Annotated in this window: 19 protein-coding genes; 5 read left to right on the forward strand and 14 right to left on the reverse strand. The window is 63.2% G+C overall.

The window, feature by feature from the left end:
- Nucleotides 1–32 precede the first annotated feature (32 nt).
- From VGD45_RS25240 to VGD45_RS25255, 4 genes are all read right to left on the reverse strand, one after another.
- On the reverse strand, nt 33–1,694 hold the full coding sequence (locus VGD45_RS25240) for a mechanosensitive ion channel family protein (protein WP_331158148.1): 1,662 nt from the start codon (nt 1,692–1,694) through the stop codon (nt 33–35).
- Nucleotides 1,694–2,530 (reverse strand): polyphosphate kinase 2, encoded by an 837-nt coding sequence (gene ppk2 / locus VGD45_RS25245; RefSeq protein ID WP_331158149.1) that lies wholly within the window; start codon nt 2,528–2,530, stop codon nt 1,694–1,696. Before ppk2 ends, VGD45_RS25240 begins: the two co-directional genes overlap by 1 nt.
- Before the next feature lie 275 nt (nt 2,531–2,805).
- Nucleotides 2,806–3,993: an acetate/propionate family kinase gene (locus VGD45_RS25250; RefSeq protein ID WP_331158150.1), complete on the reverse strand. Its 1,188-nt coding sequence runs from the start codon at nt 3,991–3,993 to the stop codon at nt 2,806–2,808.
- A 5-nt stretch (nt 3,994–3,998) separates the two neighbouring features.
- Nucleotides 3,999–4,925 (reverse strand): phosphate acetyltransferase, encoded by a 927-nt coding sequence (locus tag VGD45_RS25255; RefSeq protein WP_331158151.1) that lies wholly within the window; start codon nt 4,923–4,925, stop codon nt 3,999–4,001.
- A gap of 354 nt (nt 4,926–5,279) precedes the next feature.
- Here VGD45_RS25255 and VGD45_RS25260 point away from each other — a divergent pair, with 354 nt between their 5' ends.
- Nucleotides 5,280–5,552 carry a hypothetical protein gene (locus VGD45_RS25260; RefSeq protein WP_331158152.1) on the forward strand — a complete coding sequence of 91 codons (273 nt, stop codon included), beginning with the start codon at nt 5,280–5,282 and terminating at the stop codon, nt 5,550–5,552.
- 33 nt (nt 5,553–5,585) lie between these two features.
- Nucleotides 5,586–6,650, forward strand: a complete 1,065-nt coding sequence (fba, locus tag VGD45_RS25265; RefSeq protein ID WP_331158153.1) for a class II fructose-bisphosphate aldolase — start codon at nt 5,586–5,588, stop codon at nt 6,648–6,650.
- A 4-nt stretch (nt 6,651–6,654) separates the two neighbouring features.
- On the opposite strand, the gene pgm is transcribed toward fba, so the two are convergent.
- The 7 genes from pgm to VGD45_RS25300 form a co-directional block, all read right to left on the reverse strand.
- Nucleotides 6,655–8,298 (reverse strand): phosphoglucomutase (alpha-D-glucose-1,6-bisphosphate-dependent), encoded by a 1,644-nt coding sequence (gene pgm, locus VGD45_RS25270; protein ID WP_331158154.1) that lies wholly within the window; start codon nt 8,296–8,298, stop codon nt 6,655–6,657.
- 25 nt (nt 8,299–8,323) lie between these two features.
- Nucleotides 8,324–10,420 carry an isoamylase gene (locus tag VGD45_RS25275; RefSeq protein ID WP_331158155.1) on the reverse strand — a complete coding sequence of 699 codons (2,097 nt, stop codon included), beginning with the start codon at nt 10,418–10,420 and terminating at the stop codon, nt 8,324–8,326.
- Nucleotides 10,417–12,087, reverse strand: coding sequence for a glucose-6-phosphate isomerase (gene pgi / locus VGD45_RS25280; protein WP_331158156.1), 1,671 nt, complete (start codon nt 12,085–12,087; stop codon nt 10,417–10,419). The genes VGD45_RS25275 and pgi overlap by 4 nt, the downstream gene beginning before the upstream one ends.
- On the reverse strand, nt 12,074–14,590 hold the full coding sequence (locus VGD45_RS25285) for a glycogen/starch/alpha-glucan phosphorylase (RefSeq protein ID WP_331158157.1): 2,517 nt from the start codon (nt 14,588–14,590) through the stop codon (nt 12,074–12,076). The genes pgi and VGD45_RS25285 overlap by 14 nt, the downstream gene beginning before the upstream one ends.
- A 35-nt stretch (nt 14,591–14,625) precedes the next feature.
- Nucleotides 14,626–15,204: a histidine phosphatase family protein gene (locus VGD45_RS25290; RefSeq protein ID WP_331158158.1), complete on the reverse strand. Its 579-nt coding sequence runs from the start codon at nt 15,202–15,204 to the stop codon at nt 14,626–14,628.
- A 10-nt stretch (nt 15,205–15,214) separates the two neighbouring features.
- Nucleotides 15,215–17,620, reverse strand: a complete 2,406-nt coding sequence (locus tag VGD45_RS25295) for a phosphoketolase family protein (protein WP_331158159.1) — start codon at nt 17,618–17,620, stop codon at nt 15,215–15,217.
- 140 nt (nt 17,621–17,760) lie between these two features.
- On the reverse strand, nt 17,761–18,210 hold the full coding sequence (locus VGD45_RS25300) for a DUF2780 domain-containing protein (RefSeq protein WP_331158160.1): 450 nt from the start codon (nt 18,208–18,210) through the stop codon (nt 17,761–17,763).
- A gap of 184 nt (nt 18,211–18,394) precedes the next feature.
- Between VGD45_RS25300 and VGD45_RS25305 the strand changes: the two genes are divergently transcribed.
- Together VGD45_RS25305 and VGD45_RS25310 are read left to right on the forward strand one after the other, a co-directional pair.
- Nucleotides 18,395–20,032, forward strand: coding sequence for a DUF3300 domain-containing protein (locus tag VGD45_RS25305; protein WP_331158161.1), 1,638 nt, complete (start codon nt 18,395–18,397; stop codon nt 20,030–20,032).
- Between the two features lie 8 nt (nt 20,033–20,040).
- Complete coding sequence (locus tag VGD45_RS25310) at nt 20,041–20,967, forward strand: DUF2950 domain-containing protein (RefSeq protein WP_331158162.1); 927 nt, start codon at nt 20,041–20,043, stop codon at nt 20,965–20,967.
- Between the two features lie 2 nt (nt 20,968–20,969).
- Here VGD45_RS25310 and VGD45_RS25315 read toward each other — a convergent pair whose 3' ends face one another.
- Nucleotides 20,970–21,353, reverse strand: coding sequence for a response regulator transcription factor (locus VGD45_RS25315; RefSeq protein WP_331158163.1), 384 nt, complete (start codon nt 21,351–21,353; stop codon nt 20,970–20,972).
- A gap of 103 nt (nt 21,354–21,456) precedes the next feature.
- Entirely contained in the window at nt 21,457–22,428 is a 972-nt protein-coding gene (locus VGD45_RS25320) for a sensor histidine kinase (RefSeq protein ID WP_331158164.1), read from the reverse strand.
- Nucleotides 22,429–22,535: 107 nt separating this feature from the next.
- Between VGD45_RS25320 and VGD45_RS25325 the strand changes: the two genes are divergently transcribed.
- Nucleotides 22,536–23,237, forward strand: coding sequence for a response regulator transcription factor (locus VGD45_RS25325; RefSeq protein ID WP_331158165.1), 702 nt, complete (start codon nt 22,536–22,538; stop codon nt 23,235–23,237).
- A gap of 659 nt (nt 23,238–23,896) precedes the next feature.
- On the opposite strand, the gene VGD45_RS25330 is transcribed toward VGD45_RS25325, so the two are convergent.
- Nucleotides 23,897–24,290 (reverse strand): F0F1 ATP synthase subunit epsilon (locus VGD45_RS25330; RefSeq protein WP_331158166.1); only part of this gene is annotated, 394 nt, incomplete at its 5' end.

The raw sequence follows: 24,290 nt of genomic DNA on the forward strand, positions 1-24,290 counted from the left end.
CCGCAGTGGGTGCAAAAACGCTGCACCGCTTCTCAAGTGTGGCTGCGTGCTCCGGTTTGCAGATCTCGAATCAAGCTGCCGGTGTCGGGCGGCTGAGCGGGCGGCGAGAACCAGTGTTCGTTGCCGACCACCTTGGGTTGCTTGGGATCGGTCTCGTAGGCCGGCGTCATGATCTGTACGCCATATTCGTTGAAGACGTCGAGGATGTTCCGGTGCAACTCGCTGAGCGCGCGAGCTCGAAACGAAGCGTCGTTGCAATAGACATTCAGCTCGTACTCGACGGCGAAGTTGCCGAGGTTTCGTTGCAGGACGAAGGGCGGCGGCTCGCGCGCCGCGTGTTGAGTGCGCTGTGCCGCCATGAGCAGCATCGCTTCCACCTGGCGCCAGGGAGTTTCGTAGCCGATGCCCACCGACGTATGCAGTATCAAGCCCCGCTCACGGGCCAGTTTGCTGTAGTTGGTCACCGGGCTGGTCAGGATGGTCGAGTTCGGAATGATGACCTCTTCGTTCTTGGGCGTGCGCAGGTGCGTGACCTGCATTCGGGTCTGCATGACCTCGCCATAGGTGCCGCCGAGCTCGATCCATTCCCCAGTGGCGAACGCCCGACGATAGGTGAGCGCGTAACCCGCGATCATGTTGGCGACGAACGACGACGAACCGATGGAGATCATCAGGCCGACCAGGATGGACAATCCCTTGAACGCTTCCGACTGCGAGCCGGGGATGTGCGGGTAGGCGATCACCACCGCGATCAGCACGATGAGCACTCGCACGCCGCGATAAGTCGGCGCCGCCCAATCCGGATAGAAGTTGCGGAACGCGATTTTGCCGCTGCCGACGGAATCGAAGAACAGGCGCGTGAGCCGCAGCAGGTAGCGGACGATGAAGTAGAGCACGGCGATGAATATCACATCCGGCAGCTTCTGCCAGATCGCGCCGGCCATGGTCTGCAAGGGATCCAGCACCGCCTGCAACAGGTGCTGCGAGAACTCCCGCGTCCAGGGGAACAGACTCAGCACGTACTCTACATAAATATATGTGACGATGCCGACCGCGAGCCAGGAGGACCAGCGCAGCACCGCCGTGACGCCGCTCCAGATCTGCGCCGCGTTGACGATCCGGAACGACTGGATGGCCACGTCGTGCACGTGAGTTTTGTAGCGCGCCTCGGCGAAACGCCGGAAGCGTCTCATGAGCATCGATACCAGCCATAGCGCGGCGACGAACGCGACAGTGGCGGCTCCGGCGCTCACCCCCGACGCACGGAGGTAGGAAGCGCTGCGCTCATGGCGATACGTTTCGATGGCGCGGCGAATCTGGCGCGCGTATGCCTCCGCAAGTACTTCTCGCTGGATGCCTTCCGCCGTGGCGTCTGCTTCGAGCGCCGATACGATGGCGCGGGACCCGGCAACCACGTCCGCCGAGGCGGGGCGGGGGACGACCTGTATCGCGGCAGGCGCGATCGCCGGATCGTTCGCGACAGCGAGGATACGACTCTGTACTTCCGCTACCCGCCGCTGTGCCGGATAAGTCGGAATGCCGCGTAAGCCAATGACAGGCCGGCCATCGATGCGCACCCAGCTGACCGCGTCAATCGCGGGCGCGGCCTCGGGTGGACCGGTCGATTGTTGCGCGATCGCGGGGCAGCTTGCGAACACCCACGCGACGACCACGCTGGCGGCAAGAGGACGCATCAGTAGACCTCTCTGATGAAATTGAGATCGCGTGTGCTCTCGATGCGGTCGGTCGAGGCCTTGCGTTTGGGCAGGATGATCTTCTCGCGCGGCAGCTCCTTATATGGAATGCTCTTCAGCAAATGACGAATGAGATTCAAGCGGCCGCGGCGTTTGTCTTCGGTGCGCACCACGTGCCAGGGCGCGAAAGTGGTGCTGGTCGCATCGAACATCTCGTCCCGGGCGCGTGAATAGTCGTCCCAGCGGCCATAGGATTTCAGATCCATGGGCGAGAGCTTCCACAGTTTGCGCCCGTCGTCGATGCGGGCGCGCAGCCGGCGCGTCTGCTCTTCCGCACTGACTTCGAGCCAATATTTCAACAGCACGATGCCGGACTCGACCATGGCCTTCTCGACCAGCGGCACCGCTTCCAGGAAGCGCTTGCACTGCTCGTCGGTGCAGAACCCCATCACCTTTTCGACGCCGGCGCGGTTGTACCAACTGCGATCGAAAATGACGATCTCGCCGGCGGCCGGCAGATGCGGCACATAACGCTGCATATACATCTGCGATTTGTCGCGCTCGGTCGGCGCCGGCAAGGCGACGACGCGAAACACCCGCGGGCTGACCCGCTCGGTGATGGCTTTGATGGTGCCGCCTTTACCCGCGGTGTCGCGGCCCTCGAAGACCACGCAGACCTTCAGACCCTTGTGCACCACCCACTGTTGCAGCTTGACCAGCTCGACGTGCAGCTTTCTCAGCTCCTCGTCGTAGTCCTTGCGCTTCATCGCCTGCTCGGACAACGTCGCGCCGGCGCGCTTGGCCTGATGCTGACTTTGCTTGCTTCGCTTTGACATACAAGAACTCCCGCGCCACCCCCCTCGTCGGCTCAGTACGCATCGAGTCCTCGGCGATCGACGGCGGCTGCACATGTTGAAGCGCATAGCGCAGTTTCAGACGCTCCCATTTGTAACGGCCCATCTGGTGGAAGGGCAGAACATCCACCCGTTCGACATTGCCGAGCTCGGCGCCAGAGATCGCCGGCAGCACTCCCGCCGGGTTGCCATCCCTGCCAGCTGTCGGGCATGTCGTGAGTCATCTGTACCGCGGTTGCCGCCATGATGCTTCCCCTTCAAAACAATGCCAGCAAAGCTCCAGTGTGACGGGCGATCATCAGCTCTTCGTTGGTCGGAATGGCCCACGCCGATACCCTGCTGCCGGCTCGCGAGATGCGCAGACCGCCTATGTTATTGGCGGGCTCGTCCAGCTCGATGCCGAGCCACGCGGACGCTTCGCAGATGCGCTTGCGGATGGGCGCCGACTTCTCACCGATGCCGGCCGTGAATATCAGCGCGTCGAGCCCACCGAGCGTGGCCGTGAGCGCGCCGATCTCTTTGGCCGCGCGATAGACGAAATAGTCGATCGCAAGGCGCGCGGCGGGGGCCGCGCTTGCGAGCAGGTCGCGCATGTCATTGCTGATGCCCGAGATGCCGAGCAACCCGGATTTTTTATAGAGCAGCGTTTCGACATCGTGGGCGGTCATGGCGAGCCCCTGAAACAAATGCAGCACGACGCCTGGATCGAGCGAGCCCGGACGCGTGCCCATGCACAATCCATCCAGCGCAGTGAAGCCGAGCGTGCAATCGATACTGCGTCGATTCTTGAGAGCGCACATGCTCGCGCCGCTGCCCAGATGTGCGACGATCACCCGACCCTCGGCGACGGCCGGCGCGATTCGAGGCAGCACCCAGGCGATGTATTCGTAAGACAGCCCGTGAAATCCGTAGCGCTGCACTCCCTGTGCACGGATCTCTGCGGGCAATGGCACGAGCTCGGCCACGGCTGGCTGACCGCGGTGGAAACTGGTGTCGAAACACGCTACCTGCGGCACGTGCGGCATGCGCTGGGTGACGGCTTCGATCGCGGCGAGATTGTGGGGTTGATGCAGCGGAGCGAGCGGGGCCAGCGCGCGCAGGTCGTTCATCACCTGTGGCGTGACGATTGTAGGCTTGTGATATTGCGAGCCGCCGTGCACGACGCGGTGCCCGACACCGAGCACGCGAATGCCGCCGAACATCGATCTTAGCCAGCGCGCCAGGGAGTCCAGCGCGCCGCCGAGGTTTTTGACGGTGTCGTCGAGACGTTCATCCATCAGTTTTTCACCGGCGCCATTGCGAGCTTTGAAGCGAGGCGTGGCGCCGATGCCTTCGATCTGCCCGGTGGCTGCGACATCGGCATTGGCGGCCGTGAGGTTGCTATAGACGGTGAACTTCAGGCTGGAAGAGCCTGCGTTCACCACCAACACGCATGCGTCGTTCATGATCGTCACCTGCGGCGTCGTGCATGCGCCGCCAGCATGGCGACGGCGCAACTTGCGATACGTGCGCGCACACTGTCGGCACGGCTGGTGAGAATGATCGGGACCCGGGCGCCAAGTACCAGACCCGCACTGTCGGCGCCTCCCAGAAAACTGAGCTGCTTCGCGAGGATGTTGCCGGCCTCCAGATCAGGCGCGAGCAGAATGTCCGGATCGCCCGCGACTTCCGAGACAATACCCTTGGTCCGAGCCGCGTCGACACTGATCGCATTGTCGAACGCCAACGGGCCATCGATCACGCCACCCACGATCTGGCCGCGCTCGGACATCTTGCACAGGCACGCGGCGTCGATGGTCGCTGGCATCTTCGAATTCACCGTTTCGACCGCCGCGAGCACCGCCACCTTGGGACGCTGCACGTCCAGGGTCACCGCCAGGTCGATGGCGTTCTGGCAAATATCGACTTTGTCTTCCAGGCTCGGCGCGATGTTGATCGCCGCATCGGTGATCACGAGCACTTTGTGATAGCCGGGCACGTCCATGAGAAACACATGACTGATGCGCCTGCCGGTGCGAAGTCCCCCCTCGCGCGCCACGACGGCGCCCAGCAACTCATCGGTGTGCAGACTGCCCTTCATCAACAGCTCGGCGCGGCCCTCGCGCACCAGGTCCACTGCGGTGTTGGCCGCTGCGTGGCTATGAGGCACGTCGACGATCTGCGTCGCTCCCAGATCGAGGTCGCCGCGTTCCGCGATCTCCACGATCTTCGCTTTCGGGCCCACCAGGATCGGAGCGATCAGTTTGTCGGCGGCTGCCTGCAAGGGGCCGGCGAGCGCCGAGGCATCGCACGGATGCGCGACCGCTGTCGGAACAGGCTCGAGGCCGCGGCAGCGATCGAGAAGCGCTTCGTACTTGCCAGTGCCGGTGCGTGTCATGGCTTTACGTCCGCTGCGAGCGGAGTGGGTGAACGATGCGTCGCCGGTCCCGTCTCCTTCAGCAAGCCGCGGTGATCACGGCGCTGCGCATCAGAAACGTCCTGCGATCGACGCTGGGTTGCATGTCCGCTCTCCTGACGAGATATACAAAATGCTAGGAGGCGGCTGCGCCACTGCTAATACGTACGGGGGGCGCGCGATGGGCATTTCGATGCGCACGACAGTTCCGTGCCCGCCGTGCTTATTGCCCGTTGTGTGCATCGTGCCAGCATGGAATCCCACCACTGGAGAAGCGTCGTGGTAGATCTCTCACGAGAAGAGCGGCGAGTCCGCGGTACCGCGTACGTATTGTTGATGAGACTCAACAACGAGCGTCTGCCGCGAGCTCTCGAGCTCAAGGCCATCGTCGATCGGGGCGAGCGCTTGTCGGACTACGACAAAGAATATCTCAAGCGCGTGCTGAGCGAGGCGGGCGAGGTCACCCGCGCCGCGAACAAGCTGCCGGAGTATCGGGACCTGGTGAAGAAGATGCGCGAGCTGTACGACGAGATCACGCGCAAGGCGCTCGAGAACGAGCAGAAACCGGAATCGAAGCCCAAGCCGCGGAAGATCTGGCCGGACGAATGATTGCCGGACGGTCGCTTATTGCTGGAGTTGCATATGGCCCTGATCACATTGCGTCAACTGCTGGATCACGCCGCCGAGCACGACTACGGCGTGCCGTCGTTCAATGTGAACAACCTCGAACAGGTGCGCGCCATCATGGAGGCGGCGGATGAAACCGACAGCCCGGCGATCCTGCAGGCCTCGGCGGGCGCGCGTAAATACGCCGGAGCGTCGTTCCTGCGGCATCTGATTCAAGCGGCGGTGGAGGAGTGGCCGCACGTGCCGCTCGTGATGCATCAGGATCATGGCGCGAGCCCCGCGGTGTGCCAGCGCTCGATTCAACTCGGGTTCACCTCCGTCATGATGGATGGCTCGCTGGAAGCTGACATGAAGACGCCGGCTTCCTACGAATACAATGTCGAGACCACGCGGCGCGTGGTGGAGATGGCGCACGCCTGCGGCGTTTCCGTCGAGGGCGAGCTGGGTTGCCTGGGTTCGTTGGAGACGGGCATGGCGGGCGAGGAGGATGGCTCCGGCGCCGAGGGGCATCTGGATCGCTCGCAACTGCTCACCGATCCCGAACAGGCGGTGGACTTCGTGCGCAAGACCCACGTCGATGCGCTGGCCATTGCCATCGGCACTTCGCACGGCGCTTACAAGTTCAGCCGTCCGCCGAGCGGCGACATCCTCGCCATCGATCGCATCGAGGAGATTCATCGCCGCATCCCCGATACTCATCTGGTGATGCACGGCTCCAGCTCGGTGCCGCAGGACTGGCTCGAGATCATCAATATGTACGGCGGCAACATGGGCGAGACCTACGGCGTGCCGGTCGAGGAAATCCGCAGAGGCATCCAGCACGGCGTGCGCAAGGTGAACATCGATACCGACCTGCGCATGGCCGCGACCGGCGCCGTCCGGAAATTCCTGGTGGAGCACCGGCAAGAGTTCGATCCACGCAAGTGGCTGCAAGCTTCGTCGCGCGCCATGAGGAAGATCTGCAAGGAGCGCTTCGAAGCGTTCGGCAGCGCCGGGCATGGATCGAGCATCGTGCCGGTCTCGCTGGAGCGGATGACCAGGTTCTACGAGACCGCAGAGCTCGAACGCATCGCCGCCTGACGTTTCAGGCTCCGAGCACCTCATCGACCAGCGCCTGCGCTTCCCATTGCACTCGCTGCAAATGTTCCGGGCCCAGGAAACTCTCGGCGTAGATCTTGTAAACGTCTTCGGTGCCTGAGGGGCGCGCGGCGAACCAAGCGTTCTTCGTCATCACCTTGATGCCGCCGAGCGGGTTGTCGTCGCCCGGCGCGTTGGTGAGGATGCGCTCGATCTTCTCGCCGGCGAAGGTGGCCCGGTGAACCTGCTGCGGCTTGACCTTGCCCAGTCGCGCCTTCTGTTCACGCGTGGCAGGCGCGTCGGTTCGTGCGTAGTACGGCGTGCCATGCTGCTGCGTCAGCTCCTCATACAACTTGCCCGGGTCCTTGCCCGTCACGGCGCGGATCTCCGCCGCGAGCAGGCCCAGCAACATGCCATCCTTGTCCGTGGTCCAGACGCTGCCGTCACGTCGCAGGAACGACGCTCCGGCGCTTTCCTCGCCGGCGAATCCCAGTTTGCCGGCATGCAATCCAGCGACGAACCATTTGAAACCCACCGGCACTTCCATCAGCGTGCGCCCGCGCGCCGCGACCACGCGATCGATGAGACTCGAGCTCACCATTGTCTTGCCGACCGCCGGCGCTGCGGACCACTGCGCTCGATGCGTGAACAGATAATCGATGGCGACGGCCAGATAGTGGTTGGGGTTCATCAAGCCCACGGACGGCGTGACGATGCCGTGTCGGTCGTGGTCCGCGTCATTGCCGAACGCGACGTCGTAGTCCTGTCGCATGGCGATGAGATTGGCCATGGCGTGCGGGGACGAGCAGTCCATGCGAATCCGGCCGTCCCAGTCGAGCGGCATGAAGCGGAAGGTCGCATCGACCTCGCGATTCACCACTTCGATGTTCAGCCCGTAGCGCTCGACCACTGGATCCCAGTAGTCGACGCCGGCGCCGCCCAGTGGATCGATGCCGATGCGAATCCCGGCCGCGCGAATCGCGTCCATGTCGAGGACATTGGCCAGATCGGCCACATAAGCGCTGACGTAGTCGTGCAGATGGGTCGTCGACAATTTGCGGGCTTGCTCGGCGGTGATCCGGCCGATCTCGTCGGTCGCGCACGGCAGGAACTCGTTGGCCGTCGCTTCGATGGCGTGCGAGAGGGCGGTTTCCGACGGTCCGCCATGCGGCGGGTTGTATTTGATGCCGCCATCCTCGGGCGGATTGTGTGAGGGCGTGATGACGATGCCATCTGCCAGGCCAGTGGTTCGTCCCCGGTTGTAAGTCAAAATGGCATGCGACACCGCGGGAGTCGGCGTGTAACCGTTGTTGGGCGCGATCATGATGTCGACGTGGTTGTTCGCGAGCACCTCGAGCACCGAGCCGAAGGCGGGTACCGACAGGGCATGTGTATCCATGCCGAGGAACAACGGGCCATTGACGCCATGACGCTTACGATGCACACAGATCGAATAGGCGATGGCGAGGATGTGTGCTTCGTTGAAGGAGCGCTTCAACGAGGAGCCTCGATGGCCGGAGGTGCCGAACGCGACCCGCTGAGCGGGATCGTCGGTGTCGGGACGCGCGTCGAAGTAAGCCGTGATCAGCTCGGGAATGTTTGCCAGCATCGTGGCGGTCGGTCGCGTTCCCGCTAATGGATGAATGGCCATATCGATCCCGTCTGAAGAGTGGGGGTCAGTGGGTGGCGATGTGCTCGAGCACCACGACGCTGCGGGCAGCAGCATCGTAGCGGTCAGAGGAGATTATTTCCTGTTGGCCGGGCGGCGCAATATCGTTGGGCGCAGCGAGCGCGGTGTTCACCGCGCATCGCCACTCGCCCCGCGGCAGCACGGGCAACCGAAACGTGCGCCGCTCCCATCCCATGTTCAAAATGACGTGCAGCGTCGGCTCCTCAGGATCGACCCCGGCCAGCGTGAACGCGAGTTGCCGGGCATTGGGATCGAACCAAGGCGGCTCATCCAGCCGCTCGCCGTGCCACACGATGTCAGGCAACACGGCGCCTTGCGCCGGACGGCCCCTGAGAAATGTCTTACGACGCAGGCTTCGATGTCGGCGACGCAAGGCGATCAACTCGCGGGTGAAGCGCAGCATCGAATATTCGGACTCGACCCGACGCCAGTCGAACCACGAGATCTCGTTATCCTGACAATAAGCATTGTTATTGCCGCGTTGGGTGTGCAGCACCTCGTCGCCGGCGAGAATCATGGGCGTGCCCTGGCTCAGCAACAGGATAGCCATCAGGTTGCGCGCCTGCCGGCTGCGCAGCGCGAGTATCTCCGGATCGTCGGTCGGACCTTCGTAGCCGCAATTCCAGGACAGGTTTTGGTTGCAGCCGTCGCGATTGCCATCGCCATTGGCTTCGTTGTGCTTGTCGTTGTAGCTCACCAGGTCGCGCAAGGTGAAGCCGTCATGGCAGGTGATGAAGTTCACGCTGTGTAACGGCGAGCGGCGGCCGTACATGTCGGGCGAGCCGCACAGGCGAGTGGCGACTTCGCCCACCATGCCAGGCTCGCCGCGCACGAACGAGCGCATCACATCCCGATACCGCCCGTTCCATTCCGCCCAGCGCATGCCGGGGAACGCGCCCACTTGATACAAGCCGACCGCATCCCAGGCTTCGGCGATCACCGGTTTGCGGGTGAGGGAGGGCGACAATTCGATCGCCCACGTCAGCGGCGGATCTGCCAGCGGTGCGCCGTCGGGGCCGCGAGCGAATACACTAGCCAGGTCGAAGCGAAAGCCGTCCACGCCGAGTTGTTCGGTCCAGTATTCCAGACAATGCAAGATGAAATTGGCGACCAACGGGTGATTGCAGTTGAGCGTGTTGCCGCAGCCGGTGTAATCGCGATGCCGGCGCGGGTCGTTGGCCTCGTGCTGGTAGAAAACATCGTTGGCGAGCGCCTTGAAGTTGATGGTCGGGCCGTCGGCGCCCGCTTCGGCCGTGTGATTGAACACCACATCGAGCAGCACCCCGATGCCAGCGGCGTGCAGCGCTTCGACACAGGCGAGAAATTCATGTGACGCATGCGCTGAGCTCACGCAATACCCGGGATGCGGCGCATAGAAACCATAGGTGTTGTAGCCCCAGTAGTTGCGCAGGCCGCGTGCAAACGTTTCGTCCGGCACGCTGTCCTCGTCGAAGGCCATGACGGGAAGGAACTCGACGTGTGTGACGCCGAGTTGTTTCAGGTACGGAATCTTCTCGGTAACGGCCTCGAAGGTTCCCGGATGGCGCACGCCAGCCGACGCATGTCGAGTGAAGCCGCCGACATGCATTTCGTAGATGACGTTGTCCGCGATATCGCGTGGCGCGAGCGGAGTCGTCGGTTCATCGATACGATCGCATACGATGGCGCGGAAACTGTTGCCGACGGTGGGGCTCGCAATCGCAGCCCGGCGATCCCACAGTGCATCGCTCGTGGCGCGGGCCCAGGGATCGAGCAATTCGGGCGCCTGATCGAGACCGCGATCCGCCGTGGCAATTCGCCAGGTGTAGTGAGTGCCCACGGGCAGCTCATCGATATACACGTGCCAGAAGGAGAACGTGCGATGGGCTTCGGGTGTGAGATGAACGACCTGGAAGGGCTCGGCGCTGTCCGCTCGTGCGTACAGCCTCAGTTCCGCTTCGGTCGCATCGCGCGCGAAGATGGAGAAGTTCACGCCGGCTCCGTCATGGGTCGCTCCGGGCGGTGCGTGCGTGCCGGCTTGAATCGAGTAGTCGTGTCCCGTGCCGGTAAGGATTTCAGCAGTGGTCGATATCGCGCTGCTCATGATTGCTCCGCGCGCATCTGTCGATAGCGGCGGATCAAGGCGTTGGTGGAACTGTCGTGGCTCAGCCTGGCGGACAGCGGTGCGGTCAACTCCGGCACGATGCGCCCTGCAAGCACCTTGCCGAGCTCGACGCCCCATTGGTCGAACGGGTTGACGTTCCAGATCGCTCCCTGCGTGAACACCATGTGCTCATACAGCGCGATGAGCTTGCCAAGCGCCGCGGGCGTCAACCGCTCCAGCATCAACAGATTGGAGGGGCGGTTGCCCGCGAACGTCCGGTGCGGCACCAGCCGTTCCTCGCAGCCTTCGTTGCGCAACTCCTCCGGTGTTTTGCCGAACGCCAGCGCTTCGCCCTGCGCGAGCACATTGGCGATCAACAGATCGTGATGATCGCCGAGTGCGTGCAACGGACGGGCGAACGCGATGAAGTCACACGGGATGAGCTGCGTCCCCTGATGCAGCAGCTGATAGAAGGAATGCTGACCGTTGGTGCCCGGCTCGCCCCAGTAGATCGGACTGGTCGGCACGCCGACGGCGTCGCCGTTGAGCGTGACCTGCTTGCCGTTGCTCTCCATGATGAGCTGTTGCAGGTACGCGGGGAAGCGTTTGAGGTACTGCTCGTAAGGCAGCACCGCGACGGCCCGTGCATCGAAGAAGTCCGCGTACCAGATGCCGAGCAGGCCCATCAGCACCGGCAAATTACGCTCGAACGGCGCGGTCCGGAAATGCTCGTCCATTTCGTGCGAGCCCGCGAGCAGCGCGCGGAAGTGCTCGGGGCCGACAGCGAGCAGCGTCGAGAGGCCGATCGCCGACTGCATCGAGTAGCGTCCGCCCACCCAGTCCCAGAAGCCGAACATGTTGTCCACGTCGATGCCGAATCTGGCCACTTCGTCGGCGTTGGTGGAGACGGCGACGAAGTGCCGCGCCACCGATCGTTCGTCGCCGCCATAGGCGGCCAGCGACCAGGCCCGGGCCGTTCTCGCGTTGGTCATCGTCTCGAGCGTCGTGAACGTCTTCGAGGCCACGATGAACAATGTCTCGCGCGCATCGAGCGCGTCGAGCGCTTCGGCGATGTCGCTGCCATCCACGTTGGATACGAAGTGGAAGGTCAGGCTGCGATCGCTGTAGTGTTGCAGCGCCTGGTACGCCATGGCGGGGCCGAGGTCCGAGCCGCCGATCCCGATGTTCACGATGTTTCGTATGCGTTTACCGCCATGACCGTGCCACTCGCCACTGCGGACGCGCTGCGCGAACGTCGTCATGCGATCGAGCACGGCATGCACCTTCGGCACGACGTTCTGACCGTCAACGTCGATCGACGCGCCGAGTGGCGCACGCAGCGCCACGTGCAGGACCGCACGCTGCTCGGTCTCGTTGATCTTGTCGCCCCGGAACATGGCCTCGATGCGGCCGCCGAGGTTGCACTCGTTCGCGAGCTTTATCAGCAGCGCGAGTGTCTCATCGGTGATCCGGTTCTTCGAGTAGTCGAGGTAGATGCCCATGGCTTCGAGCGTCAGTCGCTCGCCGCGCTCGGGATCGTTGGCAAACAGAGTACGCAGGTGTTCGTGGCGAATCGCCTCGAAATGCGTCGATAAAGCTTTCCATGCAGGCCGCCCGGTGAGTGGCGCCTGCGTGTCACCGGCACGTCGACGGTTAGTGGCGCTCACGTGATGCCTCGCTCACCTGGACTGGCACGGCCCGCGTGTCCCAGATTTGCTCGCAGTATTCTTGAATCGAGCGGTCCGCCGAGAATTTTCCTGCGCGCGCGACGTTGAGGATCGACATGCGTGTCCAGCGCGCCGTGTCGCGGAACGCACGATCCACTTCGGCCTGCACGTCCACATAGGGACGATAGTCCGCCAGCAGCAGATAGGTGTCGTGGTTGAGCAGGTGATCCAGGAGCGGCGCGAACAAATGCGGGTCGCCGTTGGAGAAGGTGCCGTCGGCCAGCATGTCCAGCACCCCGCGGAGCTCCCCGTCGTTTTCGTAGTAGTCACGAGGACGATAGCCGCGGCCTTTCAGGTCCTGCACTTGTTCCGCCGCCAGGCCGAACAGGAAGAAGTTCTCCGCACCCACTTCCTCACGGATCTCGACGTTCGCGCCATCGAGGGTGCCGACCGTCAGCGCACCGTTCAATGTGAACTTCATGTTGCCAGTGCCGGAGGCTTCCTTGCCGGCGGTCGAAATCTGTTCCGACAGATTGGCGGCGGGGTAGATCGCGTGCGCATTCTTGACATTGAAGTCCGGGAAGAACACCACCTGCAGCTTGTCACGCGTCGCCGGATCGTTGTTGACGACGTCGGCGATGCCGTTGATGAGCCGGATGATGAGCTTGGCCATGTGATAGCCCGGCGCGGCCTTGCCGCCGAAGATGAAGCAGCGCGGGGCGATGTCCAGCTGCGGGTTCGCGAGCAGGCGCCGATACAGCGTGACGATGTGCAGCGCGTTCAGGTGCTGACGCTTGTACTCGTGGATCCGTTTGACCTGAATGTCGAACAGCGCCTGCGGGTTCGGGCGGATGCCGGTGCGCTCGTGGACGAGCCGCGCCAGCCGCTCCTTGTTCTGCAGTTTGATGCGGTTCCATTCGTTGTGGAACGTGAGGTCGTCCGCCCGCATCTCGAGCGTTCTGAGCTGCGACAGATCGGTGGCCCAGGAGGGACCGACCGCATCGTCCAGCAACTGCGCGAGCGATGGATTGCTGAGCACCATGAACCGTCGGGGTGTCACACCGTTGGTCACGTTGTGGAAACGTTCTGGCCAGAGCTCGGCGAAATCCCGCAGCACCGTTTCGCGCAACAGTCTCGAGTGCAGGGCCGCGACGCCGTTGACAGCATGACAGCCGACGGTGGCGAGATTGGCCATGCGCACACGTTTATCCCCGGACTCGTCTATCAACGACAGGCGCGCCAGGCGGGCGTCGTCGTCCGGATAGCGCTGCCGGACTTCGCGCATGAAGCGGTCGTTGATCTCATAAATGATTTCGAGCGGACGCGGCAGCAGGTTGCGGAACAGGGGCAGGCCCCACGTTTCCAGCGCTTCGGGCAGCAGTGTGTGATTCGTGTAGGCAAGCGCGCGCCGTGTGATCTCCCACGCCTGATCCCATGGCAACAGCCGCTCATCCACCAGCAGGCGCATGAGCTCGGCGACCGCGATGGCCGGATGCGTGTCGTTCAACTGTACCGCGAACAGGTCCGCGAAGCGGTCGATGGGCAGGCCCTTGAAATCCAGCAGTCGGAGCATGTCCTGCAGCGAGCAGGAGACGAAGAAGTACTGCTGCGCCAGTCGCAGCCGCTTGCCGATCTCCGGCTCGTCGTTCGGATACAGCACCTTGCTGAGCGTTTCCGAAATGGTTTTTTCTTGCACGGCTCCGTAGTAGTCGCCGGTGTTGAAGTCCGCGAAGTCGAAGGATTCGACGGCTTCGCTCTTCCATAAGCGCAAAGTGTTACAGGTATTCACGCGGTAGCCGAGCACGGGTATATCGCAAGCGACGCCTTTGACTTCGCGGTTGGGTTGCCAGCGCACGCGGTAGCGGCCGCTGTCGTCGTGGAAGCTTTCGGTGTGACCGCCGAACTTCACGTGGTAGCTGATCTCCGGGCGGATCAGCTCCCAGGGATTGCCCTTGTGCAACCATTCATCGGTGATCTCCACCTGCCAGCCGTCGCGCAGTCGCTGATCGAAGATGCCGAATTCGTAGCGGATGCCGTAGCCGATAGCGGGAATCTGCAGGGTCGCGAGCGAATCGAGAAAACAAGCCGCCAGCCTGCCCAGCCCGCCGTTGCCGAGCCCGGGCTCTTCCTCCACGGCTTCCAGCACGTCCAGATTCTGGCCGAGCGATCGCATGGCCTCGCGCGCGGCCGGCTCGATGCCGAGATTGATCAGGTTGTTGCCCAGTTGCGGGCCGATCAGGAATTCGGCGGAGAGATAGCAGGCCACCTTTACGTCGTCGCGTAAGTACGTCGCTCCGGTCGCGAGCCAGCGTGCGAGCAGACGATCGCGGATGCTATACGCGAGCGCCATGTACCAATCGTTCTGTGACGCGGTTTCCGGCGTGCGCGCCACCAGATAGGCAAGGTTGTCCAGGACAGCGGCGCTCAATTCGTTGGGCGCGAGCCCGGTGCGGATCGCGCCGTGTGCCGGCGCTCGACGCGTGACTGGATGTGTCGTAGCCATGAGTTCGTTGCTCCTGAAGATTCCTTGCGCCGAGGTTAGTTGTCGATCGCGTCGTTCCAACGCTCGATGGCGGGAACGCCGTGGTAGTCACTGAGAACACAGAGCGTGGCGGTATCCAGTCGAAAGCGGCTGCCCTCCGGCACGGGCAGCCCGATCCAGCGGGCGCCGAGCACTCGCAGGAGGTGCCCGTGAGCGAACACCGCGACGTTGCCGGGAATCGCACGGACTTTGGCGATCACACGATCGACGCGCTGCCCGACCTGCTCGGGACTCTCGCCGCCGGGACAGCCATCGCGAAACAGCAGCCAGTCAGGCGCGAGCGCGCGAATTTCCTGTGGCGTCTTGCCTTCGTACGAGCCGTAATCCCACTCGTACAGGTTTTCGTCCGGGCTCGCGTAACTGAAGCCTGCGAGCGCGCAGGTTTCCCTCGCGCGCCCGAGTGGGCTCACCAGCACGAGCTCGAAGCGCTGGCGTTGCAGGATCGGCGCCAGCCGTTCGGCGGTCTCGCGGCCCCGCTCGGTGAGCGGAATATCGGTGCGGCCGGTGTGCCGGCCGTTCGCGCTCCATTCCGTCTCGCCATGGCGGACCAGATAAACCCGCTGCTTGTGGTGCATGCCCGGCATATCAATAGGGCCATACCCAATCGGTGATCTCGGCGCGATCGGTTCCCTCGCGGTGCGCGTAGTTGAGATGGTCGATGATGGCGTTCTGCATCTCATCCTTCAGATGCGCCGCGCGCCCGAGCAGACCCGGCACGCGATCGATGACATCCATCACCAGATGGAAGCGATCGATCTGGTTCAAGATCGCAAGCTCCAGTGGCGTGTTGATGTTGCCGCGCTCGCGGTAGCCGTGCACGTACAGGTTCTGGTGCTGGTGGAATGCGAGCTTGTGGATCAACCACGGGTAGCCGTGGAAATTGAAGATCACTGGCTTGTCGACCGTGAACAGGCTGTCGAAATCGCAGGCCGTCAAACCGTGCGGATGGTCCTCCGCGCGCTGCATCTTGAACAGATCGACCACGTTGACGAAGCGAACCTTCAAGTCGGGCAGGCGTTCGCGCAGGATGGCCGTGGCCGCCAGCGCTTCGAGCGTCGCCACGTCGCCGCACGAGGCCATCACGACGTCGGGTTCGACGCCGGCATCGCTACTGGCGCGCCGCCAGATGCCGATGCCTTTTTCACAATGGATGATCGCCTCGTCGATGGTGGTGAACTGCATGTGTTTCTGCTTGTCGGCGACGATCACGTTGATGCAATCGGTCGAGCGCAGACAGCGATCGGCGACCGCGAGCAGGGTGTTGGCGTCGGGCGGCAGATAGACGCGCGTCACCGACGGGCTCTTGTTGGTCACCAGGTCGATGAAGCCTGGATCCTGATGCGAGAAGCCGTTGTGATCCTGACGCCAGACGGTGGAGGACAACAGGATATTTTGCGAGGCCACCGCCGCGCGCCACGGCACGTGGTTCTTGCAGATGTCCAGCCACTTCGCGTGCTGATTGAACATCGAGTCGATCACGTGCGCGAACGCCTCGTACGTGTGGAAGAACCCGTGTCGGCCGGTGAGCAGATAACCTTCGAGCCAGCCGATCAGCGTGTGCTCCGACAGCAGCTCCATGACGCGTCCGTCGCGCGCCAGCTCGCCGCCGTCGGCGTCCTCCGGCAGCAGATCCGCCATCCAGGTTTTCTTGGTGACTTCGTACAAGGCCTGCAGACGATTGGAAGCCGTCTCGTCCGGACCGAACACGCGGAAGCTCGTCATGTTCTGACGCATGATGTCGCGCAGGAACGCGCCGAGCGGCTTGGTGTTCTCGTGACGGATCGCGCCGCCGCTGGGCACGTCCACCGCGTAGTCGCGAAAATCAGGCAGCTTCAGATCTTTACGTAACAAACCGCCATTGGCGTGCGGATTGGCGCTCATTCGACGCGCGCCGGTCGGCGCGAGCTCGCGCAGGTCGGGGATCAATCTACCCTCAGCATCGAACAACTCCTCGGGTCGATAGCTCTTCAGCCAGCTTTCCAGCAAGGCGAGGCTGTCCGGATTGTCGCGCACGTCGGCGAACGGCACCTGATGCGAGCGCCACGAGCCCTCGGCCTTGTGGCCTTTGATCTCTTTCGGTCCGGTCCAGCCCTTGGGCGAGCGCAGGACGATCATGGGCCAGCGCGGCCGTTCCGCTTTGTTGCTGGCGCGGGCGGCGCGCTGCGTGGCGCGGATGCGGCCGATTGTTTCATCGAGCGTCGAAGCCATCTTCTGATGCATGGTGTTCGGATCGTCGCCCTCGACGAAGTAAGGCGTGTAACCGTAGCCCACGAACAGCGATTCGAGCTCGTCGTGACTGATGCGCGAGAGCACCGTGGGGTTGGCGATCTTGTAGCCGTTCAAATTCAGGATCGGCAGCACGGCGCCGTCGCAAAGCGGATTGATGAACTTATTGGAGTGCCATGCGGTCGCGAGCGGACCGGTTTCCGCCTCGCCGTCTCCGACCACGCAGGCCACGATCAGATCGGGGTTGTCCAGCACGGCGCCGTAGGCGTGCGACAGCGAGTAACCCAGCTCGCCGCCTTCGTGAATGGAGCCCGGACTTTCCGGCGTCACGTGACTGCCGATGTGACCTGGAAAGGAAAACTGCTTGAAGAATTTCCGCATGCCTTCCAGATCCTGACTCTTGTCGGGATACACCTCGGAGTAGGTGCCTTCCAGATAAGCAGGCCCGAGCACGCCCGGCGCGCCGTGGCCCGGTCCCGCCATGAATACCATGTCGAGATCGTCGCGCTTGATGATCCGGTTCAAGTGCGCCCAGAGGAACGACAACGCCGGGCTCGCGCCCCAGTGGCCGAGCAGGCGATGCTTGACGTGCTCGACGCCGAGCGGCTCTTTCAGCAGCGGGTTGTCGCGCAAATAGATCATGCCCACCGACAGATAGTTGCAAGCGCGCCACCAGGCGTCGATGCGTTGCAGCTCCTCGTCGGTCAGGCGGGTCGCTTTGGATCCGGTGCGGGGCTTGGAGGGCGCGGTGACTGCGGCTGACATGCAAATCTCCTGACGATGGCGGCGCGGCGGCGAGGCTCGCGCTCGCTTGGGGGGAGCTCAAACTCTAAAATCTTTTGTTCGGACTACGATGCGCAGAAGGGGCAGCGGGCTTGCTCCCGATTGCATCAGGGCCCCCGGATCTAACGAAGTAAGCGCGTGAGAATGTCTCGTTCGTTGTCGTGTCCCGCGGCGCCGAGCAGCTCGATCACGGCGGGCGCGAACTGTTCGGCGATCGGGTGTGCGATGCCCAGGCTGGCCAGCGACGCCTCGTAATCCCCGATATCGTCCAGCGGCCGCGTCACGACGCCTCGCGCCTTCACCTGATCGATGATGTGGTACGCATCGGGAATGGCTTGCGCGAATTCGTCGAACTCGGGTTTGGGCAGCCGTTCGCGCGCATATAAAAGAAGTGCGCCGAGCGCTCCTCGAACCTGCGGCTCCTGCAATCCGAAGCGCTGCTGCAGCTCCTCGATCATGCCCTGACGCGCTTGCTGAGCGAATGTGTAGTCGTTGCTTGCGCAAACGACGAATGCACAACTCACCAGCGCGGTGCATGCGCGGCGCCATCGGAGTTGCAGCGTCGTGTACACGAGTCACCTCGGCGAGCGATGGCGGACTCGCGATCATTTTCGCGACGACCGCCCAGGTGCAATAGCGGCGTAGGGCAGAGGTCGTGCGATTATGGTCTCGCCTGCATTTGCCCTCGCTGCGTATGTTTCCGGCGCAGCGCGCGGCCCAGAGTCGCTCATCGACATTGGTATGGGGCGGAAGCCCATGAGCACTCGTGCCTGGCCGCGGCCTTTCCTTCTCGCGCTGCTGCCGATGTTGGTCCTCGCAGCCTGCGGATCCGATCAGAAGCAGCCAGTCAAAACCCAAGCTGCGCCCAACACGGATGCAACATCGACGTCCAGGCCCGCGACGCCGCCGCCGCCCGCTGTGACACAAGCCTCATGGGCTCCCGATGCGCTCGAAGAGCTGCTCGCGCCCATCGCGCTCTATCCAGATCAGTTGCTCACGCAGATCCTGGCGGCGTCGATCAACGCCCAGGAGGTGCTCGATGGCGGTAACTGGTTGTTGGATCATCAACAGCTGCAGGGCGAGGCGCTCGACGCGGCTGCCAGGCAGGCCGGTTTCGGCGCAGCGATGCGCTCGCTGCTGCAGTTTCCGACCGTGGTGGACATGCTGTGTCAGCAGATCGACTGGACTCGTCAGCTGGGTTCGGCTTTCAGCTCCGATCAGAAGAGCGTGCTGGATGCCGTACAGAGGCTGAGACTACAGGCGGCGCAGGTGGGCAATCTGCAATCCACGCCGGAACAGACCGTCGAAACCAAGACTGAAACGAACCACACCATCATCGAGGTGAAACCGGCGAATCCGCAGGTCGTGTACGTGCCGCAGTACAATCCTCAGGTTGTCTATACAACGCCGCCGCCTGCGCCGGCGCCCGCCACCACGGCCAGTGACGATGACACAGTCAGTACCGAGACTGCCGTGGCGGCTGGCCTGATTGGATTCGGGGTGGGCGCGTTGATCGGCCATGCACTGGACGATGACGACGACTATTGCTGCTACCCGAACTGGGGACACAGCACTGTCATCGTCGGTGCACGGCCGTTCTATCCGCCAGCCTATGCCTACCGGCCTGCTTATGGCGCGGGATTCCGCCCGGCGTATCGCTATGCTCCGCCGGCGGGCTATCGCTACAACTCCGCGAATTATCAAGGCGACCGTTATGGCAGAGCGACCAATATCAACGTCGACAACACGAACTACTTCAATCGCTTCGAAAACAATCAGAACCTGCGCGCGGGCACGGCCGAGAGTCCGTTGAGCACGGCGACGGGAGAGCGCCGGGCGCAACGGATGGAGGGCGGTCGCGAGGAGAGTTGGAAGGGACAGTCGAGTTATCGCGGAGCGCGAGACGACGCCACGACGCAACGACTGAATCAGGCGGCCGGCGTGCGCGGCGCGTCGGACCGGGCTTACGCACAGTCTTCTGGTGCGCTCCGGGATACATCCACCGAGCGAGTTTCATCGACTTCATATTCCCCGGGCGAACGTGCACGTGGAAGCTCGCAATCGGCCAGTCGACCGGATCGCAGCCCGAACGTGGATCGTGGCTATGGCGATCAGGAGTCGCTGCAATCGCGACAACAGGACATCCCGCGCTCCGCACCCGATATTCAGCGCGCGGCTCCAGAAATGCAGCGCTCCATGCCTGAAACGCGAACGGTGGCTGACATTCAGCGACCGGAGCCGAGCACGCAGCGAGCGGACACCGCGGCGCGTGCCCAGGAACGTTCGGGGGACAGCGCTTTCTCTGGCGCTCGTGACAGCGGCTCCTTCGAGCGATCCGCCAGTGCTCGCGGGCGCGCCAGTGGCGGCCGAGCCGGCGGCGGCCGCCGACGTTGAGGATCGTCATGAGCATCACTCCTAAAGCGGCAGTACTCCCGGTCACGATGATGCTCGCGTGCGCCTGCTCGAAGCCCGAGCAGCCCCCCGCTGCCGAAAACAGATATTTCTCTACACCCGAGCAGGCAGTGTCGGCGCTAGTGAGTGCGTTGGAGGCCAACGAGATCGATCGAGTCGAACGATTGCTCGGCATGCAGGGCCTGCTGTCCTCGGGTGATGAGATCGCCGACGGCGCGGCGCGCGAACGTTTCCTGAGTCGCTATCGCGAAAGGAACGAGCTGGTCGCGGGCGGCCCCGACGATCTGGTGTTGCAAGTGGGCGAGGATCCCTGGCCCTTGCCGATCCCCCTGATTCGTCGTGATGGAACCTGGAGCTTCGACGGTCCAGCGGGCGCGGAGGAACTGATACTGCGCCGGATCGGACGCAACGAACTGCGGGCGATCCAGGTCATGCGCGGTTATGTCGAAGCCCAGCGGGAATACGCGTCGGCCAGCCATGATGGGCTCCAGGCGGGAATTTACGCGCAGCGTGTGAACAGCACGCCGGGCAAGCACGATGGGCTGTACTGGCCCGACACCACGGGCGAACCACGCAGTCCTCTTGGGCCGCTCATTGCCGCCGCCGCAGCGGAGGGCTACGCAGGCACGAATCCTGGTGGCACTTATCACGGCTATCACTACCGCATGTTGTTTGCGCAAGGATCGTCGGCGCCGGGCGGCGCGCGCGACTATCTCGCAGGAGGCAAGCTCGTCGACGGTTTCGCTCTGCTGGCCTATCCCGAAAAGTACGGTGTCAGCGGCATCATGACTCTAATGATCAATCACGACGGGGTCGTCTGGCAGAGCGATCTCGGCGAGCAGACGACGCAACTTGCCGAAGGCATGCGAGCCTTCGATCCCGATGACGGCTGGGTTCCTGTGCCCCGAGAGGGATAGCATCACACCGCCTCGATGGCGCGGCTGACGGCGTCGAGCAGGGCGTCACGGGCAAACGGTTTGGTGAGATATGCGATGGCGCGAACGTCGCTCGCGGCGCGTCGATGCAATGGATCGTCATAAGCCGTGATCACGACGATCGGGCTCTTCGCACCGAGCTGGCACATCAGCTCGAACCCCGTCATGTCGGGCAGATGCACGTCGAGCACGAAACAATCGGCGATGTGTCCCTGAGCGGCGAGCACTTCCTGTCCGCAGCGGAAGCTGCGCGTACGAAACCCCGCCGCGCGTAACTGGCGCAGGATGGCCATGTTCAAGCTCGAATCGTCCTCGATGACAGCCACCAGGCCGCGATGTTCCTTTGGAGACTCGGATCCGCGTGGCACGGGCAGCCACCTCGGCATTGCGTCGGTCTGCAATGAGAGACGAAAAGCGCCTCGATGGGCAATCAGTAGTGCGGACGTTGCTTTTGCAACTGATGAACAAATGTTAAGCCGTGCGCACTGGCAGCGTGAACAGGAACGTGGCTCCGCCGACTTCCGAGCTCTCCGCCCAGATGGCGCCGCCATGCATGGTCACGATCGAACGCGCCACCGACAAACCGAGTCCCATGCCGTCCGGTTTGGTCGTGAAGAACGATTCGAACAGCTTGTCGGCCCGGCCGGCGCCCAGACCGCGCCCGTTGTCCGCGACCGCCACCTGGACATGTTCGGGATCGCAGCGTTCGGTACGTATTTCCAGCCACCGTGCCGCCGCCGGCGTGTCATCCATCGCATCCATCGCATTGATGATGAGATTCAGCAGCACCTGTTGCAAATGGACCGGGTCCGCCGGCACCTTCGGGAGCGCTGGATCGAGCGCGGTGTGGATCACTACGTTGCGACGTAGGGCATCGGGCAGGATCAGCGTGAGCACACTCGAAGCGAGCGCGTTCACGTCGACATGCTCGAACTGCAGCTCGCGCTTGCGCAAGAGCATCCTCAGCTTGCGCACGATCCCGTGCGCCCTCAGGTCGTCCTTTCTCACATCCTCGAGGATCTCGACCACCGTGCTCAGATCCGGCGTCGGCTTTCTCAGTAGCGTCTCGGCGGTCTCCACGTTGCTCAGAATGGCGCTCAGCGGCTGCGTCACCTCATGCACGATCGATGCGGATATCTCACCCGTGAGGGCCAGCCTCGCCGCGTGCGTGATTTCTGCATACTGGCGCTGTGAGTCGGCGCGGGCGCGACGGTGACGCCGGTGCTCGACGATCAACATGACCAGAAAAATGGCTTGCACCAGGATCAGGACGCCGAGCGCATAGTGCAGATGATTCGCAGGTGAGAACGGTTCGCCGGCCGTGCCTGCGATCGCGGTCGACAGGCAGAGATCCGCTGTAACAGCGAGCATCGCTAGAAACATTCGGCCAATCCAGCCAGCCATACCGCGCAGCCGCACGTCACGCATACCTCTGACCGGCATGGTGCTCCATCCGGAGCGTCCCGCATATACACCCAAGTGCCAATTGAGCCGGTCCGCCGGGCCAAACGATCCTTCGCGTGTCGCGGGTTTGTCGGGGAGGACGGGTCATGGAAACGAACACTCAGTGGCCGCGCAACGCGACCGTGTATGCGATCGATGACGACGACAGTTTCCGGCACAGCATTCTGCGAATGCTGACTGTCGCGGGCCTGCAGAGCGCAGGCTACGCCAGCGCCGGCGACTTCCTGATCCATCGTTTGAAAGACGAGCGGCACGCCGTCCCGGCATGCATCCTGCTGGACATCGCGATGCCCGGGCCGAGCGGCATCGAATTGATGAAAGCGCTGGCGTCGCAAGAGTCCGCGCCGCCCATCGTGTTCGTCACCGGGCGCGACGATATCTACACCAGCGTCGATGTGATGAAGTGCGGCGCGGTCGACTATCTGCTGAAACCGGTGAACTCGCAGCGCTTGCTGCTCTCCATCGCTCGCGCGCTGAGAATCGATATGGAGCGGCATGCGGTTCGCAGCGAACGTGACGAGTTGATGCGCAGAATGAAGCTGCTGACTCACGAGGAGCGACTGGTCTTCCAGGGCGTGGTCAAGCATCGGCTCAACAAGCAGATGGCCGTGCAGTTGAACGTCTGCGAGCGCACGGTCAAGACCCTGCGTTCGCGAATGATGGATAAACTGCAGTTGAACACGGTGCCGGAACTGGTGCGCGCCGAGACTTTGATCGAAATGTCGCAGCCAGAGATCAAGCCCTCGCCGCTGTGCCCGAGGATCCACTCCGCGATCCCGGCGGTGTAGCCCGTTTCGATGCAGCGATCCAAAACATCGCGCTTTCTGCGCGCTCCAAGCGATGCGCAGAAAGCGCTGAGGTCAATGCGCATTCCATAGGGAGGCTGGTAGCGCCTCCGACCTCCAATTGGGGGACGGCCTCATGGAACAGCGCGGGAATGTTTCAAACAATAGGTGCGCGGGGAACCATGACGGTCCGCGGACGAACCCGGGTGAGAGACATCGTTCGCTCGGCGAGCGCGCCTGCTTGATATATTTGTTCCGGCAGAGTAAACATTCGTTGCGGCAAAGCAGGGGCGTCGAGAGCAACGTGGGGCAGGGGGTTTGTCTGTACAGCGCGATGACAGCGGATGTCCAATCTATCCCCAGAAAAAGCACAGCGTGTTCGCACCAAACGTCCTAAGTCCCGCGCCACCATCGACAGGGACTCCGCCCGGGCATTGGCCAGGGCCGCCAGGCTCGCGGCCGTTGGAGAAATCACGGCCTCGATCACGCATGAGGTGAATCAGCCGCTCGCCGCGATCCTCAACAATGCGCCATGCGTCGTCGCGATTCATGCGTACTATGTGACGAGCATGCCGCGAACGACGCCATACGCAGTCGGGCCCGTGCGATGTGCCCTGGCACGGCTGGCTTCGTTGCGCCAGGACCCTGGAGCGCAACGCGAGCTATGGTCGGATCTTCCGCAGTTTCTCGATCGCCTTGATCTGCGCGACGGCGCGGGCGAGCTCGGCTTGGGCTTCGGCGAGTTCGATCTGGCTGCCGCGGTCCCGGAGGGCTTCTTCGGCGCGCTGCTTGGCTTGCAGGGCGGCGGCTTCGTCGATGTCCTTGGCGCGCAGAGCGGTGTCGGCGAGGACGGTGACGAGGTGGGGTTGGATTTCGATGGCGCCGCCGCCGACGAAGAACAGTTGTTCTTCACCGCCGGGCAGCTGCACGCGGACTTCGCCCGGCTTGAGCGTCGTCAGCAAAGGCGCGTGACGAGGCGCGATGCCGAGCTCGCCCATGGAGGCCGGAGCGAACACCATGGCGGCTTCGCCCGAGAAAATCTGGCCTTCGGCGCTG

The sequence above is a fragment of the Steroidobacter sp. genome (genome assembly GCF_036402275.1).
Lineage (GTDB): Bacteria > Pseudomonadota > Gammaproteobacteria > Steroidobacterales > Steroidobacteraceae > Steroidobacter.